Origin of the sequence: Congregibacter sp., from assembly GCF_047617445.1 — a bacterium.
Classification (GTDB): Bacteria; Pseudomonadota; Gammaproteobacteria; order Pseudomonadales; family Halieaceae; genus Congregibacter.
Genome location: NZ_JBLGBE010000066.1, coordinates 1 through 18,274 on the forward strand (window position 1 = coordinate 1; position 18,274 = coordinate 18,274).

The 18,274-nt window shown below is 54.7% G+C and carries 20 protein-coding genes; 13 read left to right on the plus strand and 7 right to left on the minus strand.

The genetic code is table 11. The features are described 5' to 3' along the window. Both ACI9KD_RS13355 and ACI9KD_RS13360 read left to right on the plus strand, forming a co-directional pair. On the plus strand, positions 1 to 393 hold a 393-nt coding region (locus ACI9KD_RS13355), incomplete at its 5' end, for a winged helix-turn-helix domain-containing protein (protein ID WP_414981671.1). Between the two features lie 98 nt (positions 394 to 491). Next, entirely contained in the window at positions 492 to 818 is a 327-nt protein-coding gene (locus ACI9KD_RS13360) for a hypothetical protein (RefSeq protein ID WP_414981672.1), read from the plus strand. Between the two features lie 6 nt (positions 819 to 824). Here the strand turns inward: ACI9KD_RS13360 and ACI9KD_RS13365 are convergent, their stop codons facing one another. Then, positions 825 to 3,107, minus strand: a complete 2,283-nt coding sequence (locus ACI9KD_RS13365) for a hypothetical protein (protein WP_414981673.1) — start codon at positions 3,105 to 3,107, stop codon at positions 825 to 827. 187 nt (positions 3,108 to 3,294) lie between these two features. Here ACI9KD_RS13365 and ACI9KD_RS13370 point away from each other — a divergent pair, with 187 nt between their 5' ends. From ACI9KD_RS13370 to ACI9KD_RS13380, 3 genes are read left to right on the plus strand one after another with little or no spacing between them, the layout of a single operon-like run. Next, positions 3,295 to 3,507 (plus strand): RNA-binding S4 domain-containing protein, encoded by a 213-nt coding sequence (locus tag ACI9KD_RS13370; RefSeq protein ID WP_414981674.1) that lies wholly within the window; start codon positions 3,295 to 3,297, stop codon positions 3,505 to 3,507. Between the two features lie 39 nt (positions 3,508 to 3,546). Then, positions 3,547 to 3,915: a DoxX family protein gene (locus tag ACI9KD_RS13375; protein WP_414981675.1), complete on the plus strand. Its 369-nt coding sequence runs from the start codon at positions 3,547 to 3,549 to the stop codon at positions 3,913 to 3,915. 49 nt (positions 3,916 to 3,964) lie between these two features. Next, the gene (locus ACI9KD_RS13380; RefSeq protein WP_414981676.1) at positions 3,965 to 5,017 is read left to right on the plus strand and encodes a BtrH N-terminal domain-containing protein; all 1,053 of its coding nucleotides are present in this window, start codon (positions 3,965 to 3,967) and stop codon (positions 5,015 to 5,017) included. Here ACI9KD_RS13380 and ACI9KD_RS13385 read toward each other — a convergent pair. Then, the gene (locus tag ACI9KD_RS13385; protein ID WP_414981677.1) at positions 5,014 to 5,463 is read right to left on the minus strand and encodes a DUF3237 domain-containing protein; all 450 of its coding nucleotides are present in this window, start codon (positions 5,461 to 5,463) and stop codon (positions 5,014 to 5,016) included. The genes ACI9KD_RS13380 and ACI9KD_RS13385 overlap by 4 nt on opposite strands. A gap of 139 nt (positions 5,464 to 5,602) precedes the next feature. Here ACI9KD_RS13385 and ACI9KD_RS13390 point away from each other — a divergent pair, with 139 nt between their 5' ends. Further along, positions 5,603 to 6,361 carry a flavodoxin family protein gene (locus ACI9KD_RS13390; protein ID WP_414981678.1) on the plus strand — a complete coding sequence of 253 codons (759 nt, stop codon included), beginning with the start codon at positions 5,603 to 5,605 and terminating at the stop codon, positions 6,359 to 6,361. Between the two features lie 83 nt (positions 6,362 to 6,444). Here the strand turns inward: ACI9KD_RS13390 and ACI9KD_RS13395 are convergent, their stop codons facing one another. Next, positions 6,445 to 6,810 carry a DUF3192 domain-containing protein gene (locus ACI9KD_RS13395; protein WP_414981679.1) on the minus strand — a complete coding sequence of 122 codons (366 nt, stop codon included), beginning with the start codon at positions 6,808 to 6,810 and terminating at the stop codon, positions 6,445 to 6,447. 227 nt (positions 6,811 to 7,037) lie between these two features. Between ACI9KD_RS13395 and ACI9KD_RS13400 the strand changes: the two genes are divergently transcribed. Next, a complete protein-coding gene (locus tag ACI9KD_RS13400) occupies positions 7,038 to 7,232 on the plus strand; it encodes a BCCT family transporter (RefSeq protein WP_414981680.1) in 195 nt (64 codons plus the stop codon). On the opposite strand, the gene ACI9KD_RS13405 is transcribed toward ACI9KD_RS13400, so the two are convergent. The 4 genes from ACI9KD_RS13405 to ACI9KD_RS13420 form a co-directional block, all read right to left on the minus strand. Beyond that, a complete protein-coding gene (locus tag ACI9KD_RS13405) occupies positions 7,209 to 8,228 on the minus strand; it encodes an NADP-dependent oxidoreductase (protein WP_414981681.1) in 1,020 nt (339 codons plus the stop codon). The genes ACI9KD_RS13400 and ACI9KD_RS13405 overlap by 24 nt on opposite strands. 67 nt (positions 8,229 to 8,295) lie before the next feature. Continuing rightward, a complete protein-coding gene (locus ACI9KD_RS13410; protein ID WP_414981682.1) occupies positions 8,296 to 8,964 on the minus strand; it encodes a TetR/AcrR family transcriptional regulator in 669 nt (222 codons plus the stop codon). Positions 8,965 to 9,022: 58 nt separating this feature from the next. Then, positions 9,023 to 10,483: a coniferyl aldehyde dehydrogenase gene (locus ACI9KD_RS13415; protein ID WP_414981683.1), complete on the minus strand. Its 1,461-nt coding sequence runs from the start codon at positions 10,481 to 10,483 to the stop codon at positions 9,023 to 9,025. A gap of 132 nt (positions 10,484 to 10,615) precedes the next feature. Continuing rightward, on the minus strand, positions 10,616 to 12,805 hold the full coding sequence (locus tag ACI9KD_RS13420) for a PQQ-dependent dehydrogenase, methanol/ethanol family (RefSeq protein ID WP_414981684.1): 2,190 nt from the start codon (positions 12,803 to 12,805) through the stop codon (positions 10,616 to 10,618). Positions 12,806 to 12,925: 120 nt separating this feature from the next. Between ACI9KD_RS13420 and nhaA the strand changes: the two genes are divergently transcribed. The 6 genes from nhaA to ACI9KD_RS13450 form a co-directional block, all read left to right on the plus strand. Next, the gene (gene nhaA / locus ACI9KD_RS13425) at positions 12,926 to 14,101 is read left to right on the plus strand and encodes a Na+/H+ antiporter NhaA (RefSeq protein WP_414981685.1); all 1,176 of its coding nucleotides are present in this window, start codon (positions 12,926 to 12,928) and stop codon (positions 14,099 to 14,101) included. Then, on the plus strand, positions 14,098 to 14,733 hold the full coding sequence (locus tag ACI9KD_RS13430; RefSeq protein WP_414981686.1) for an oxidoreductase: 636 nt from the start codon (positions 14,098 to 14,100) through the stop codon (positions 14,731 to 14,733). Before nhaA ends, ACI9KD_RS13430 begins: the two co-directional genes overlap by 4 nt. Before the next feature lie 285 nt (positions 14,734 to 15,018). After that, positions 15,019 to 15,255: a hypothetical protein gene (locus ACI9KD_RS13435; RefSeq protein ID WP_414981687.1), complete on the plus strand. Its 237-nt coding sequence runs from the start codon at positions 15,019 to 15,021 to the stop codon at positions 15,253 to 15,255. A 54-nt stretch (positions 15,256 to 15,309) separates the two neighbouring features. Next, complete coding sequence (locus ACI9KD_RS13440) at positions 15,310 to 16,626, plus strand: spinster family MFS transporter (RefSeq protein ID WP_414981688.1); 1,317 nt, start codon at positions 15,310 to 15,312, stop codon at positions 16,624 to 16,626. A 40-nt stretch (positions 16,627 to 16,666) separates the two neighbouring features. Next, a complete protein-coding gene (locus tag ACI9KD_RS13445) occupies positions 16,667 to 17,383 on the plus strand; it encodes a DUF4386 domain-containing protein (protein ID WP_414981689.1) in 717 nt (238 codons plus the stop codon). 27 nt (positions 17,384 to 17,410) lie between these two features. Beyond that, positions 17,411 to 18,274 (plus strand): MFS transporter (locus ACI9KD_RS13450; protein ID WP_414981690.1); only part of this gene is annotated, 864 nt, incomplete at its 3' end.

Here is an 18,274-nt window from a genome sequence, read left to right on the forward strand (position 1 = left end):
GATGACTATGTCTGCAAACCCTTTAGCCCCCGAGAAGTTGTCACCCGGGTGCGTACCATACTTCGCCGCGTACAGCAGGCGCCCGGTGTTCAGAGCGCGAACAAGCTCAGCTACGCAGAAGTCACGCTGGACATCGAAAGGTTCGAATGTAGGGCGGCGGGCAGGCGCATAGAACTCACGCCCGTAGAGTTCCGACTGTTGCATGGACTCATGGAACGCCCCGGACGAGTATTGTCTCGCAATCAACTAATGAATCTTTGCTATGCCGATGAGCGGGTAGTCAGCGACCGCACTATCGACACGCATGTCAAAAATCTGCGCAAAAAACTCGAGCGCAGGCTCGACCGTGTATTGATTCAATCCATCTACGGGGTGGGATACAAGCTCGACTGAGCAAAGTCGACTTCACAGATTCTCCACGCTTCCTTCTCAGTGCCTGCATTGTCCGACCTGATACTGACTCTGTACCAACAACAGCTATGGAGAAAGCCATGAACACGCACACCAAGTCACTCGGCCTTACACGCGCCCTGTTTGTCACGGGCATGCTTGCCGTCGCGGGCATTTCATTACCGGCAGCCGCGCAATCAGACGAGGGCGAAGACCGTCAAAAAGGCAAACGCCGAGGGCCACCGCCAGAGGCGATCGAGGCTTGCGCCAATCAGTCAGAGGGTCAAGCCTGTTCCTTCACGGGTCGTCGTGGCGACATGACGGGCGTCTGCTTTGCCCCGCCCAAAGAGGATGCAGTGCTTGCCTGTGCGCCCGGGGGTAGGCCTCCCGGTCATCGTGAACGTGAAAACGACAGCGAAATAGAATAACGGTGCCTAGGGCCCGTTAGCCGAACAGGTGGCCTCCAGGGGCCGCCAATAATCCGGCACGGGATTGTTCTGACAAATCAGCGTTAACACAGCCTCACGATTATCCGTAGCGCGGCCCGCAACGTTTTGACGTACGATTTCAAACGCGGGCTCGGTTCTTATAGCATCCAGGATTGGCTCATTAAGTAGGTCGAGAGCATCAAAACCCTTAGCATCAGCTTGCAGTAACGCTTCTAGCCCGGCAGCTGCATCACCCTTGAGTATGGCCACAATGGTTTGGCCAAAATACCACCAGTGGTCGGTAAATCCTGCCGCTCCTCGACTAGCGAGCAGTTGCTCGAGCACCTCGAACTGCTTGCTAGCCGCTTCCTCTTCGCCTAGCTGCCGTAGCGAAAAAACCAGTCGTGCGGTCCCAAACTCACCACCATTCGAGTACACCGCTTCGCCATAGTGCGTTTCAATCAAAGTCTGACGCCAAAGCTCCACCGCCTCGGCATATCGCCCCTGTAGGTAGATGCTCTTAGCGAGACTCGTGGTGATTTCTAATGCCCCTGGATCCGCCAACAGCTCTCGCCGCAGTGCCTGCTCGGCTTCCTCGAAACGCGCCGCGTTCAGTAACGCCCAGGGACGCACCTTTCGGTCAATACGCACACTCTCTTCGTAAAGGCCTGAATTTGAGAACACGTTAGAAATATCAAAGTTAACCAGCATGTCCCGCGAATCCAGTGCATACGCCAACAGCAACTGCTCCATCTGTCGATCAGATTGTCCTTGGCTTCGGTATGCCCGAGCCTGCGCCACATGGCTCGCCCAGGGCGACTGCGCCGCGAGCGATCGTGCAATAGCCAGAGCACGCTCTGGCTCACCACTTATTGCAATAAACGTCACCGCGTTCATGCGTCCAACCACACTCAGCGGATCTATCTGCAACAACTCCTCACGCGCTTGCACCGCTTGCTCCGCCAGACCTAAAGAGTTGAGCGCGTTGACTCGCCAATTCAGCGCATCCGCATAGTTTGGTCGCAGGGCCAGCGCGCGCTCGCTGTAATTGAGGTGGCCCTGCTCATCAAAGTTCGTCCTTGCAAGAATCGCTCGCGCCGCCCATAGCTCGGCAAAGTTGTTGTCAAGCGCCTCTGCGGCCGCAATTTGCTCCCCCGCGCGTTCGTTGACCTCAGCAACGGTTAAGTCGCCATAGCTACCTGAGCCCGCCGCCAATAGCGCAATACCAATGGCCAGCTGAGCCCTCGCGGGCGCGTAGTTGGGGTCCAGACGCACAGCGCGCTCAAGCTCCCCCACGCCGGCGGTAATCGCCTGATTGCCGCGCTGATTAACCAGAGCACGGCCCTTGAGAAAAGCCTCATAGGCCGCCGTATTTGCCGTGGCCTTGCTGGCCCCGGGCGACAGTTCCGTTCCCAAACCCAGCTCCGCGGTTAAGGCATCCGCAATCGCCCGGGAGATGTCGTCCTGAATGGCAAATATATCTTCGAGCTCCCGATCGTAGGTCTCGGACCACAAATGAAACCCACCTTCTGCCTCAATCAGCTGAGCAGTGATACGCAGACGGGTGCCAGCTTTACGCACGGACCCCTCAAGAACGTGACCAACCTTAAGTAAGTCAGCAATCTCTCCGATGTCGCGGTTATCGCCCTTAAACTGAAAAGAGGAGGTTCGCGCCGCGACCCGAAGCGCCGGAATCTGAGCCAGCACGTTCAGCAGTTCCTCTGAGATCCCGTCTGAGAAGTATTCCTGCTCGGGGTCCGACGACAAATTGACAAAAGGCAGTACCGCGATAGAAGTCTTGCCGTCAGAATCGGCGTTGCTGTTCACGCGTTCCGCCGCACGCGCAGCCGCTTCGGTCTGCTGCCGAAGCGCCGCCATACCTGTGAGCTTTTCCTCGCCGGTCACGTCCTGCTGTGACTGCGTAGAAGATGCCAGAGGTGCGTCGGCACCGGGTTGGCGCAAACGCCCTTCCCAAAACAGATAGGCCACAACAACTACCAGCGTGGCAATAATCAAGGTGTCGAGCTTGCGTCGGGTTTGATGCACCACTGACACGCCCTCGGCGATCTCCGACTCACGCTTAATACCCTCGGGCGTGAGCTCAAACACCCAGGCAAAAATCAGCGCCGGCAGTAGTCCCAGGAGCAATAGAAACAGCAGCGCCTGCATGACCCAGTCCGGAGCGCCGATATTCTCCATCACCACATCAGTCACTTGCAGCAATAGCCAGGCAAACACCGTGTAGGCAATCCCCACCCGGACCACGTTGCGGCGATGTAGTTCGCTCAATAAGCTCATGTGTGACCTATACGCGTATGACGAACACCGTAGCAAAAGGCGCTACTAGCCACCAGAGAATATCAACCCAAGGCGGAGATCAAGTCTGCGTCATTACACGCTGACAAGGTACACTCGCGACTCGTATTCAAGGCTTAGCAGCAAAGTCTCATCGCTGCAGCGCCATATAAGGTCGTACATGCGCATCATCGAAATCACAAAAGAACCTGTGGAGCTCTACAAGATCCTCAAGTTTGAAGGACTCGTTGCCACCGGCGGCGAAGCAAAGCTGCTTATCGGCGACGGTCAGGTCACTGTCAACGGCGAGATCGAAACCCGTCGGCGGCGTAAAATGCTTAACGGAGACATCATCGGGTTCCGTGCAGACACACTTCAACTTCAATTGGTGTAACACCCTATAAACGACACTATCGAGATTACCCAGCGCGCCATGCTCCTTGTAGGACGAACATTGCTCGGGCTGTACTTCATTGTACCCGGCATCACCAAAATCACGGGGTTTGAGGGAATGGTGCAATACATGAGCGCCCACGGCGTGCCCTTTGTGCAGCCACTGCTGATATTCACGATCATTCTGCAACTCGCTTGTGGCGCCAGTTTGGTCGCAGGTCGGCGCACACAGTTAATGGCCTTTGTGCTTGCGGGTCTAACATTGGTGATTAGTCTTTATATGCACGATTTCTGGAGCATGGAAGAGGGTTTGCAGCGTGCGCATGAGATGCAGAACTTCATCAAAAACATGGCCATTATGGCGGGTCTGCTTTACGTCGCGGGGGTGACCCCGGCTCGCAAGGCATGATTGCACAGGCAATGAGCAGAGTCTCACTCAGCGTGGAATACTAAACAGCATGCGAGTCCTAATTGAGAACTATCGAAACCTGACCGCAGGTCACTGCGGCAGCGGCTCCATGCGCAACCTCATTTATCATTACACGGGCCTGGAGCTGGACGAGGGCGTCGTTTTTGGTCTGGGATCAGGCCTTGATAGCGTGTACTTCGATTACCCCCATGCTGACCCTCCCTATATGTGCTTTGGACGGGGATCCTCTTTTGAGACTGATGTGACCGAAGCACTGGGCATCGACTACCAAGAAACTGCACAAGCCGACGATGCTCAAGCTTGGGAAGACGTCCGCCAGGAAGTTATCGCTGGACGTCCAACGATGCTGTCAGGTGACATTTACTACCTCGATTACCGCAAGTTCAAAGTCCACTTTCCCGGGCACCGCTTTGTATTGCTGGGCTTTGATGATAAACGAGACGAAGTCTACGTCGCCGATCGCACCGACGAAGAAACACAGACTTGCTCCACCGAGGGCGTACGACTCAGCCGGAATCCACCGGTAGGAATGTCTACTTGCAACACTTGGGGCAAATTCCATTCGACTCAGGTGCGCCATAGCTTGCCGGATGCCTGCGGGCTCGCCCTGCGAAAAACCGTCGGCAGGATGCTGAATTTTGACAGCAGCCAAAGAGACCTAATGGCAGCGATGCGAGGAGACACGCAGGGAGACCTGGAAGTAGGCCTCGAGGGGCTGCGCATGCTTGCGAAGCAGCTTCCCCGCTGGGCAGAACTTGATGACCCCCGCTCCCATGCGCAATACCTCGATAATGCCATCATCAAGTTTGGCACCGGCGGCGGATTCTTCAGAGATCACTTCGCCGCCTTCATGCGCTGGTCAGCGCTGCAGCGTCCTGACTTGGTAGGACCTACTACCGTGTCTCTTGCCGAAGGGGCTGCAAAAGGCTGGAACGACCTTTCGCCCATCATGCAGGATATTGTTGCTGCGCCAAAAGACGCCGCGCAATGGCAGAGAGCTCAACTGCAGTTAGAAGACATCTTCGAACAGGAGTACTCCCTGTTCGGACATCTAGCCGATACGGTACTCCGAGCGGGCTAGGCCGGCCGCCACACTCGATATTCAACCTGGCTATTGGGGAGTAAGCGACCCTCTCCCACAAAAAAGGTCGTATTAACCCATCTGTATCTCTCGTCGCCCGTTTCCATGCGCGGATTGGTATAGAAATGCTGGTCATCAAATTCGGTGCCAGTGCCGTTCTCTAATGCGTTTTGCACAGTCTCGTTCAATTCGAGAAGACCTACATATTGAATATAGATATGCGCGTCGTCATGCGTCTGTACCTGCATACGCACATCTACTCTTAAACATCCGTCGGGACCGATGAGAGCCCACTCCCCGCCGCTGAGCACTGCGCCGTTGAGTCGCTCACCCTCGACTACGCCACCGGAGATGCCATAGTGCACGCGCGTGCCAATAGGGCCCGCTCCCACAGGCTGCGGTTCATGAAGTGATGCTCTGATAATGCATTCCTCAACAAGCTGCATAGTAAAACCTCTGTGTTATTGAATCTTATTAGGACTCACACATTAGCATTTCTGTTTGCCTTGGGATTCGTGCTAAACAAGGGTTTCAGTTACCTGCAACACACAAGGTGATGCGAGCCATCGCTTGAGGAGAATAAAAATGACCCAGCAGCTTCAAAACATGACGGACAAACAGTGCAATAACGCGCCAGCGAGCTACACGGACCTGAGCGTACTCATGCTCAACTGCACACTCACCCGCTCTCCCTCCCTATCGCACACCGAAGGCTTGCTCAAAGTAGCCGAAGGGATTTTCCAGGCAAACGGTGTGGCGGTAGAAATCCTGCGGCCTGTGGACTTCGAAATTCCGGCTGGACTTGCGCAAGATTATAGCGGCGTTGATGGTTACTACCGTGATGACTGGCCGAAGATTCAAGCCAAGATAGATGCCTGCGATATTCTCATTATCGGTACGTCAGTCTGGCTTGGCGAAAAAAGCTCTGTATGTAATCGCGTACTCGAGCGCATGTACGGCTACACGCACAACTTTAACGACAAGGGGCAATATCGGGATTACGGTAAGGTCGGCGCAACCTTGATCACCGGAAACGAGGATGGGGTCAAACACTGTGCGATGAACATCCTGTTCTCCCTATCGCACATTGGCTACACGGTACCGCCTCAGGCAGACGCGGGTTGGATGGGAGAAGCAGGACCTGGGCCGTCGTACATGGACGCCGGATCTGGCGGCCCGGAAAATGACTTCACCAACCGCAACACGACATTTCTGGTTTGGAATTGTTTACATCTTGCTCGCATGATCAAAGATGCGGGCGGCATCCCAGCGCACGGCAATCAACCCGATGCCTGGGATGCAGGCTGCAAGAGCGACTTTGCAAGTCCAGAGCACAGGCGATAAGGCTATGAGTCCGGGCGCAAGTTTTGACCTTGCGCCCAAACCCGGCACTGCCAGGAAACAGACAGCCTCACTCAGCGAATCTTTTAGTGCTGCCGAATCTCTGCGTACTGTCGATCTCCCCAACCAACGAGAACATCGTTCTTGAAGATCACCGCGGTGGTCTCATCGCGAGTGGTTTGACCATCGGAGTGTGTACGCTGCGTACGGTAGAACAACACGCGCATTTCTTCGCCGTCTTGAGTAAAAGCTTCGGAATCTGAAGGTGTGCCCAGGCTCTTTACTACCGCAGTTCGCGTCGAACCAATCTCCAACTGACTGATCATTTCACGGTTGTCCCGTTGATCGTCACGCCAGTCATCACGCGTTACATGCTCGCCGTCAATAAACACGCAGCCGGTTGTACCCAGAGATATGAGAGCGACAAGACATAAATTCGCAAAAGGCTTCACAGTTTTTCCTCTATATGTGTGCAGAAATCGACGGGGTCGACAGTGTCGGCATGGCGTAGCAATGCCGGTAGCTATGATTGGATGAAACCCCCACTAGATCAATGCAACAACACGCGGTCCATCGCGTTCAAAGCACGTTTTGTCGTTTGTGACCGGCTGATAAGGGTTTGCTAGCGGTTTAGCCGCGCGTGGCCGATTAATGGCGTCGCCTGGAGCAGCTTACAACCGTGGTTTATCTGTCGCCACTTGGAAGGGTTGTCATTGATGGTGCCGGCAGCACGCCCTTACTTTCAAAACCACGCTGGCTCTTCATAACACTGTGCACAACCCTTGCCGTGGGCATATTGTTTTGCACTACATCAGAGCCGATCTACCACATCAATGCCCCACCCATCATGTCACTCGGGATCTGCGATCTTTAGCAGTTGCTTACCCAGGTTGTGTCCGGTGTACAGACGTTGCAACGTTACGGGTATGTTTTCAAAGCCCTCCTGGAGATCAATCTTGTAGATTAAATCCCCCGAAGCCACCCAAGCCATGATGTCTTTAGCAGCTTCAGCGGCACGCGGGAGGTAGTCCAAAATAATGAAACCTTCCATTCGGCCGCGATTAGTCACCAGATTCATAAGATTTGCCGGACCCGGCACGCGCTCCGTAGCGTTATAGCCCGAAATCCCGCCGCACAAAACAACACGAGACCGCAAATTAATATGGTCTAGTGCGTCTTCCAAAATCGAGCCGCCCACATTGTCAAAAAAGACATCCCATTTGTTCGGACAATGAATACCTATCTGCTCGTTGACGTTGTCGTTCTTGTAGTCAATGACAGCATCAAACCCTGCAGCGTCTTTTAGCCAGGCGCATTTTTCCGGACCGCCGGCGATCCCCACTACGCGACATCCTTTGAGCTTGGCAATCTGCCCCACCACAGAGCCCGTGGCACCTGCAGCGCCAGACACCAAAACAGTCTCACCTGCTTGTGGTTTGCCGATATCCAACAAGCCGAAATAGGCAGTGAGACCCGTAATGCCCAGTACGGAGAGCATCATTTCTGGGGACACTCCCTCAGGTAACTTCGACAGGCCCATCGGACCCTGGCCGGGAGCCATCACTACGTAGTCTTGCCAGCATCCCGTGGTCTGCACCATGTCGCCCACTGTAAAATCTTCATGTTGGGATACGATAACCTGCCCCACGGATCCTGCCCGCATAGGTTCGCCGATTGCTACCGGGGGAAGATATCCCGGACGATCCACCATCCAGTTGCGCTGCGTAGGATCAAACGACAGGTAGAGATTCCTGACGAGAACCTGTCCGGCCTGGACCTCCGGGACGGTGCTCTCGGTGTAGCTGAAGTTGTCAGGCCCGATCATCCCCGAGGGTCGTTTGGCCAACAGCCACTGTCTATTTACTGCCATGGTTCTACTCCTGAAGCGGATTGGTGTAATACAGCGCGCAAGATATAGGCGATAGTGAGGGTATGCATCATTCAGCAGTGCCTTCTGCGCGAACTCCGGCAATGATTCGACAGGCGTTTTTGACAAACAGTGTTTGTGAGGAGAACTGCTCAATGAGCTCTTGCACGTCGCTGGGGATGGTCTCGCCCTCCAAGGACGGTCCCTGATCGCTGCGAGTGGCGCCAATCAATAAAACGCCCATGGTGCGCACGACCTCAGACGCCTGAGCCCTGGATAGCTTAAGAGCCGGGGCTGCGACCTCAGCCAGACGATCCACTTGCACGATAAAAATGCGCTTTGATTCGATCAGACTATCAATAGCCACGTTGTGCTCAATCACATGCTCTAAACGAATCAGCAAAGGCACAAAGCTGCCGTCGTCCATCGCCGTGGTGTAAAGCGAGCTCGCAAAAGCCCCGTCGCTCATATTCGGACGAAGCTGGCGCAGGAATTCGTCACCCCAACGAATCAAACTCTGGTTGTAAAGTGTGATGAGCACCTCTTCCCGTGTCGTGAAATACAGGTAGAGGGTCCCTTTAACCACACCGGCATACTTGGCAAGATTTGCCATGGAGAACGCTTCGTAACCAACGTCTTGAAAGTACTTCTCGGCAGCCTCCAGAATTTGAATGCGGCGAAACTCTTTTTGTTCCGGCGTGCGTGCACGGCGCGGCGTTGTAGTGACATTAGCTGACAAACAAAATTTTCCTCGTTTTGCGCCTCACGGGCGTATACCTGCGTGCGAACACATCGACCTATCGTTTGATGTTCGAGCGAATGCTTTTCTCTGTAGTTTCACCATAGGGAGGCAGCAATCCAGCAAGTTTCGCGACGTTGAACCTTTTAGTCTGACGGTAGACGGCTTTTGCGTGACTGAAAGTCTTAAAACCTTCAGCCCCATGATATGCACCCATGCCACTGGGCCCGATTCCACCAAAGGGCAAATCTTTCTGCAGCATATGAAACATCACGTCGTTGATGCTGACGCCACCAGAAGTAGTGCCCGTCAAAAATCGCTGTTCTTCAGCTCCGTCGTTACCAAAGTAATAGGCTGCCAGTGGTCGAGGCTTGCTATTGATATACGCAAGCGTCTCGTCAAAGTTCTCGTAGGTTTTGATCGGGAGCACAGGGCCAAAAATTTCATCCTGCATGCACAGAGCATCGTCGCCTGGATTTACGATCAGTGTCGGTGGAATTTTGTGGCCGTCATCTGCGTCAAAGTCCTCATTCGCCGGATTGATGGTTATCACCCGAATCCCTCTTTCCTGGGCATCCGCCACATAAGCCGTTAAGCGCTGATAGTGGCGATCATTCACTACCGCTGTGTACTGATCATTACTGAGGAGGCTCGGGTACATTTCGTTGACAGCAGTAGTAGCTAGCCGGATCACCTCCTCCAGACTCTCTTCGGGCACCAAGACGTAGTCCGGGGTAATGCAGGCCTGCCCCGAATTCAAAAGTTTGCCCACCATGATTCGCTGTACCGCCTGACTAAGGTCGACATCTCGAGAAACCACAACGGGTGACTTGCCGCCCAACTCAAGGGTAACCGGCACCAGGTTGCGCGCCGCAGCGCCCATGACATGACGAGCGATGCTTGTAGCGCCTGTGAAAATCAGGTGGTCAAAAGGCAAGGAGGAAAATGCTTGCCCAACCTCCGGGCCTCCCGTAAACACAGTCAGTTCTGCTGGATCGAATGCTTCAGCGACCAGTTCAGCCATCACCGACGACGTTGCGGGAGTGAATTCCGACGGCTTAATCATCGCGCGGTTGCCTGCAGCAAAGACACCCGCAAGCGGCTCAAATGCCATACCCAGAGGAAAGTTCCACGGCGACAGCAGTCCCACAACACCCTTAGGCTGGTACTCGAGTGTGGACCGCGAACCGAGAAGGTTCAGCGGAAACATCGAAGGACGCTTTTCTGTCTTCATCCAAGACTTAAGGTGTTGACGACAATGCTTAAGACAACCGATCGAACCACTCACATCGGTCATCAAATTGACCTGCCGCGGACGACAACCAAAGTCCTCGTTCATGGCCTGGCTGATTGTTTCGGAATGACGCACAAGCGCGTCGATCGCTCGATCGATACGATCAATACGCGTACTGGCGGTCACCATACCCTCTTTAAGGTAAGCATCGCGCTGCGTGTCCAATGCCGCTTGCATACGGAGCTCGATATCAGCGCTTAGCGTGTTGCTTTGAGGTGCGTTCATGGCAGTAACCCTTATTTTTTAAATGACCGTCGGTCATTAAAGGAGTTTCCACCACAAATTGCAAGGCCTGTTTTTGAGGCCTCAATAAAAAAGCCGCCACAAGTGACGGCTTCCAGACCACGCCCTTGTGCCCTAAGGCGCGCGCACCAAGCGACGCTCACCGCGCTTCGCACCCAGTACCGCTTCGTGTTTGACGTACTCCTTGATCAGATCGGCCTCGTCAGGGGTGAGGTATTCCTTCCAGGCGGGCATGCCATTCGCGGCCAGAGCACCTTCGATGACTATCGCCTGCCAGGCGGGCGCAATGTCGGCAATGCGGTAACGAAGATCGGGGATTAGGCCGGCGCTAATAGCATTGCCGCCGTGACACACGGCGCAATACAAGTTGTATAGGCCGCGTCCAGTCTCGATGAATTCACTGCTTGAGAGCTCCACTCCATCAGCTACAAGCTGCTGCTCCACAACAGGCACTTCCGGGAGAGTCTCTGCAGCACCGAGCTTAAAGACCAAAAGCCGGCTGATGTTAATCATGTTTTGAGGACCACTCACAGAGCCAAAAGGCAGGCCCGTCTCACCACCCCAGCCCTGGGCGACAGCCACGTACTGCTGATTATCAATGGTGTAAGTGATCGGCGACGCCATGACACCGCCCTGCACTGGATAGCTCCAAAGCTCGTCACCAGAATCCGCGGCAAAAGCGCTAAACGTGCCGCCGAGATCGCCCTGGAACAATAAATTACCGTGGGTAGATAACAGACCCGAGCCCGAGTAATAGCCCCTGGGCTTCTTCCACACGGCCTCACCCTTGATCGGGTCCCAGGCGATGAGTTCAGCCGCTAGCGCATCTCTGCCGACCGCTGCGCGAGCCGAGGCCGGTACTTCGTCCGGCATGCCTACCATAAGCCCAGCGTTAAAATTAATGTGCCAGACAGCATCGCGTTCAAGAGTATGAAAATCATCTGCATATATAGAAGCCGAAGACTTTGCAGGGATATAGACCAAACCCGTATCCGGGCTGTAACTCATGGGATGCCAATTGTGCGCGCCGGAAGGACCCGGAGAAACAATAGTATCGGTGGTGCCATCGCGCATGCCTGGAGCCTCTACGGGGCGTCCCGTTTCCATGTCCACATGCGTCGCCCAGGTAACTGGCATATATTTGTCAGCCGACAGCAGTTCGCCCGTCACCCGATCCAGTACATAGAAAAAACCATTCTTGGGCGCCTGCATCAGCACCTTACGCTCCTGGCCATCTATGGGGAGCTCGGCCAAAATCATATGCTGCGTTGCGGTGTAGTCCCAATTGTCGCCCGGTGTGGTTTGGTAATGCCAGGCGTAGTCGCCGGTATCTGCATCTACCGCCACGATTGATGAGATGAAAAGATTATCGCCGCCATCCGGGCTACGGATTTTCTGGTTCCAGCTCGCGCCGTTGCCCACGCCGATGTACAGTAGGTTCAGCTCGGGATCAAAGGCGAAGGAGTCCCAGGCGGTACCACCGCCTTTACCGTTCTCCCACCATTTGCCCGTCCAGGTGTCGGCAATCCGCTTCTGTGTCTCGTCCTCGAAACCGTCTGCGGGATTGCCCGGCACGGTATAGAATCGCCAGGCTTGCTCGCCGGTCACGGCATCGTAGGCAGTCACGTAGCCGCGCACAGACATCTCCGCGCCGCCATTGCCGATCACGACTTTGCCGTTAACAATCCGCGGGGCCCCCGTTACTGTGTAAGAGTCAGTGGTGTTAATGCGCGTATCTACATCCCAGACAACCGCACCCGTGTCTCTGTCCAGAGCACGCAGATGGCCGTCAATACTCGCGGCGTAAACGTTGTCGCCCCACAGCGCTGCGCCACGATTAACAACGTCACAACAAGCGTGGATGCTATAGTCTTTAGGTACCTCGGGGTCAAAGTGCCATAACTCCTCACCGCTTTTGGCATCGTAAGCCAGCACGTGACCCCAGGAAGCCGTAACAAAAAGCTTGCCATCCGCCATCAGCGGCGTCGTCTCTATACCCCGATCGGTAGGAAGTTCGGCATACCAGGCCAGTCCTAACTCTTTAACGTTGCCAGTATTAATCTTGTCCAGCGGACTAAAACGCTGCTCGCCATAAGTGCGCCCATGCGTGAGCCACTCACCCGGCGTTGAATCGGCGGCGTTGATGCGCTCTGCTGTCACCGCGGTACCGCCAGCTGCGACAACGGGTGCTGCCTGAGACTCTACGAGGGGGAGATCAAGATCTTGCTGATCACTGCTGCAAGCAGCAAGCATTAACACGAGTGGTACTGCAGCTGTGACAAAACGGAAAGGAGTGGCGTGCATACATTGGTTCCATGTTTATTCTTTTGTTAACAACAACAGTAGCAAAGTTCCTCGCTAGGAACATCGCTGCTGTGATCTTTAGTCTTGTTCACGGCGAAGGGCAATGGGACACTTCCGCCCATGCCTAAACGAATCGCTGACTCCATCCTAAACTTCGTACGCTTGGAATCAGCGGCGGGGATTTTGCTGTTTTTCACAGCGCTTCTGGCCATCGTTATCGCCAATACCCCGCTATTTAGCGCTTACCAACAGTTTTTCGCGACACCTGTAGAGGTTCGTGTGGGGGCGCTGGAGATAGCCAAACCCCTACTACTTTGGGTGAACGACGGGCTGATGGCCGTATTTTTCTTTCTAATCGGTCTCGAACTCAAACGGGAACTTACCGAAGGCGAACTTTCTGACAAACGAAACGTTGTGTTGCCCGGCGCCGGCGCCATTGGCGGCATGCTTGTTCCAGCCGGCATCTACCTGTTATTCAATGCCGCAGACCCGGTTGCATCCCGAGGCTGGGCGATTCCCGCGGGCACCGACATCGCCTTTGCCTTGGGTGTACTCAAGCTTTTGGGTAACCGGGTTCCCCTGTCGGTAAAAATCTTTCTAACCTCCCTCGCAATCTTCGATGACATCGGTGCGATCGTAATCATCGCGGTGTTTTACACTTCTGAAATTTCTCTTGGTGCGTTGGCGGTTGCTGGCCTGTGTCTGCCGGTACTATTCGCCCTAAACAAACGTGGCATCACCTCCTTAAGCCCCTATGTACTAGTGGGCACAGTGATGTGGGTAGCCACGCTTAAGTCCGGGGTGCACGCAACGCTGGCCGGGGTGGTGTTGGCGATGTTCATTCCCATGCGCGATCCCAAAGACCCATCGTTTTCACCGCTCAAAACGCTGGAGCATGACCTTCACACCGTGGTGGCCTACTTTGTGTTGCCGGTCTTCGCATTCGCGAACGCGGGGATCAGCTTTGCCGGGATATCCATCGAACAGATAACCCACAGTGTCACGCTGGGTATTGCGCTGGGGCTCTTTGCCGGCAAGCAACTCGGCATATTCTTGTTTTGCGCGGTCGCCGTAAAACTCAGTCTGGCGAAGTTACCGGATGGTATGGGTTGGTCCGCTCTTTATGGGAGCTCAGTACTATCGGGAATCGGCTTTACCATGAGTTTGTTTATCGGCTCCCTGGCCTTTGCAAATGCAAATCTAGCCGTCGATGAACGCATGGGAATATTGCTGGGATCTCTGGCATCCGGAGTGCTGGGTTACATTCTACTGCGTCGGAGTTTTTCATCAGTATGACAACTGTTTTGCTAGCAGGCGCAACGGGGCTCGTCGGTCAGGCGCTGCTGGACCACTACGATACCAATCGCCTGACAATTACCACCGTTGGACGCCGGGCCACCGAGCGCGTCAGCGAAGAGATCACCACGGACTTCCGTAGTCCCTTGAGTTTGCCACCAGCAGATATCGCTATCTGTGCTTTGGGCACGACCATAGCCAGCGCAGGCTCCAAAGACGCCTTTCGAGCCATTGATCACGACGCTGTTCTTAGCTTTGCAAGGGCCGCGCAGGCCTCAGGGGTGCATCACTTCCTCGTAGTCACTGCCGTAGGTGCGAGTCCCAAGGCGAACGTTTTTTATTCCCAAGTAAAGGGAGAGACCGAACGGGACCTTGAGGCGCTGGGTTTTCGACGTCTCGACATTGCCCAACCCGGCCTACTTTTAGGCGTACGTGAGGAGCGTAGACCCGCAGAAGCGCTCATGCAGACAATGGATTCTTTACTCCGTCATTTTCTCAAAGGACCGCTGGACTGCTACGCCGGAATCCCCATACCTGTGGTTGGCAGGGCACTGCTTGCTCTTTGTAAGGAAGCCGATGCAGGGGTATTTCGTCACGAGAATAGAGCGTTACATCGTTTATCTGGGACCTGAGCACTTTCTAGACCAAGCGAAGCAGTAGCTTCCGCGAATCAAGCCATTTGCAGCAACATAATGAATAACGACACAATCTCCTTCTTGCCAGTCGGCGGCACGATCTATGTCCTGTGTGACTTCTCGCCCTTCGCGCTTTGTCTTTTCGGCCATCCTGGGAACAACCTTGGAAGAACTTTGCAGCCAAAGCAATGACGTCGGATTGTTTTAGATGACCTCACCGGCAGCGGACCCGGGGTCTCAGCCCGGATCAATGCCCTGTGGAATATCAGCGAGCGACATTCAATGAGAGTAGTCCTCGCCCCATTGGGCCTGGAGAAAACCGGCCGCTCGAACCAGGAAATCAACTTTGCGGGAGAAACCTTCACAGCGAACGAAGACATTGATGCGATGTACACATTCAACTCCTGGCGTCTGGGCTATCGCTACCAATTTTATGATGAGGGGCCCTGGGAGCTGTGGGTCGGGGCGACCGCCAAGGTCCGGGCTTCGCCCCGTGAAGAAAACCCTGTGAGCACGTGATGCAAAACGTGTAACCTCTGGCTATCCCACAATAATCAAAACAGGGCTTACCACGTGAACGATGTAGAACCCGAGCAGAGTCCAGCGCAGGATCATCCGGACAATCCCTACCGCACGCGGCGCGCGAGTTGGTATGCCTTATGTCTACTCACCATCGTCTACAGTTTCAATTTCATAGATCGCCAATTGCTGGCCATCCTTCAAGAATCCATCAAAGCAGACCTTAGTCTGTCCGACAGTCAGCTAGGGCTTTTAACGGGTTTTGCGTTTGCAATATTTTATGTCACTGCGGGTATTCCCATCGCCCGCTGGGCAGACCGCGGTAATCGCCGGAACATTGTGTCGCTCTCATTATTTATTTGGAGCTTCATGACGGCCCTCAGCGGCTTTGCCCAAAACTATGCGCATCTACTCATGGCACGCATCGGTGTCGGTGTCGGTGAAGCTGGAGGAAGCCCTCCTTCACACTCTATTATTTCGGATATCTTCCCCGCAGACCGCCGGGCAACGGCCATCGGCTTTTACTCCATGGGCGTCAGTATCGGCATTTTGTTCGGCTTCCTGGCCGGGGGCTGGTTGAATGAGTTCTTCGGCTGGCGTGTCGCATTCATGGTGGTCGGTATACCGGGAGTAATTCTCGCAATTGTCCTTCGCTTCACTCTGAGGGAGCCCATCCGGGGCCTTCACGACGGCGTTCCCACAGGAAGCGGCCCGGTACCTTTTAGAGAAGTGTTAAGCGTCCTGTGGAGTCGACCTACCTTTCGACATATCGCACTAGGTGCAGGACTCAACGCCTTCTGCGGTTACGCCACAGCCAACTGGACCGCATCGTTCATGATTCGCACACACGGTATGTCCACCGGCGAACTCGGCACTTGGTTGGCCCTGATCATCGGTGTGGGCGGCGCACTAGGTGTGTTCTTCGGAGGGTTTTTTGCCGACCGCATGGCCAAGACCGATAAGCGCTGGTACGCCTGGTTGCCGAGTATTTGTGGATTCGCGATTGTGCCCTTCATGGTCTGTGTCTACATCGTCGACAACCCCTACGCAGCCTTGTCGCTATCGATCATTCCTGGCCTGCTTTTTCAGGTATATCTGGGCAACACGATTGCTACCACTCACGCAATTGTCGGACCCCGGATGCGCGCAACGGCATCAGCGGTACTATTTTTGATTCTCAACATTATTGGCCTTGGTGCTGGCCCTTGGGTCGTCGGGGTTCTGAGTGACTTCCTCGCGCCCAGTCTTGGAACCGAATCTCTGCGCTACGCTATGTTGTATGCCCTTCCTCCGGTAATGGCCTGGTCCGCTGTGCATTACTGGTTGGCTGCTAAGCACATACGACAGGACATCGAGAATGCGCCTGGCTAATGGATGATTTCGCTATACCGTCGACTCTGGATTAAATCGAATGCACAGTGACAACCCAAAGGTATTGATACGCACTGCCCGCACAGTAGGCTGGTCGCAGTTAGCACTCATCGCTCTGGGTATCGCGACGTCTGTTTTAGTTTCCAAGGGCATCGACATCAACCTTTCGGCGGATGTGGAGTCTACCGCTCGCAACATGCTCGATGCGGAGACACGGCTTAGAGCCAAGGCCTATCTCGTCTGTCTGGGCTTTGCGCTTGGCACCGTGATTAGTGTCGGACTGTTCCTACTCCTCAAGCCCTATGGACGATTGCTCGCCACATCCTGCCTGACAGTCAGTCTCACAGGAGGAGTGCTCTCCCTCTTGGGTGCGGTATTTGCCATGAATGCCGCGGAGATCGCCAGCGCACCAGCCTACGCGTCCATCACCAACGAAGCTCAGCGACTCATGCTGATGGGAATACAAGCCACCTCCGATTACACGTCCTTCCATTTGAGCCTTGTTATTTCCAGCGTCGCCCACGGCGGTTTCTTTTACCTGTTTTTGCGCTCTGGACTCATACCCACGGTGATAGCCGCATGGGGGCTGTTCACTTCCTTATTGGTCGCTGTCATGATCGTTGCCCGAGACTTTGTGCCCGCACTTGGACAAAGCACTATTACCATCAGTTTTATGGTCGCCAATCTCGTTGCACTGCTGGCTCTGAGCCTCTATCTGGGAATTAAAGGTGTGCGAGTAGACCCCGTACCTTTATAATCTCCCGGCTTTGCATGAGCTTGTACTTTGATCCCTGTTAACTGGCCTTTTGACCCTCGGCGCTCGCCGATTTTTTATGGATGGGTCGTTTGGCTTTTCTCTACCGCCGGCTTCCTGTTCAGTATCCCTGGTCAAACCATGGGTATGGCGGTCTTTACCGACACCTTTATCGAGGTGTTAGACCTTAGTCGAACTCAGGTATCCATGGCCTATCTAGTAGGCACCGTTGCGTCATCCTTGTTCCTCACTCGCGCCGGACGCTGGTACGACCGGTTTGGTGGCCGCGTCATGATCGCAGGCTCCGCCGCAGCCCTAGGCTTAATGGTCTTACTAATCAGTGGCGTTGACGTGCTCAGCGCCGTGCTGGGCGGCTCCACCTTCGTCACCTTTGCACTGTTGCTCATCGCTTTTTTTGGCGTGCGTTTTTTTGGTCAGGGCGTTTTGACCAGCTGCTCGCGCAATGTCCTGCTTATGTGGTTCGTGAAGCGTCGGGGCCTGGTAAGCGGCATCCGCAGCGTATTCGTATCCTTTGGATTTGCCATCGCGCCGCTGGCGATCGCGTTGTTGATCAGCAGTTTGGGCTGGCGAGGCGCCCTGTGGTTCATGGGGCTCACAGTGGGCCTCGTGTTTGCCGCGCTCGCCCTGGTTTTTATTCGCGACAACCCCGCTTCCTGCGGACTCCAAGCCGACGGTGGCGATCCGGCCGACCACAGCTCATTGCTTCTGGAAGCTCCCTCAAAAACTATCGACGAGGCCCGGCGCAGCCCCATATTTTGGATCTACGCTCTCAGTCTTGGCATGCATGCCTTGTTTGGCACGGCACTCACATTCCACGTGGTAGCGGTTTTCGCTGAAAGCGGCTTATCCGCCGAAACAGCATTTGGCTATTTT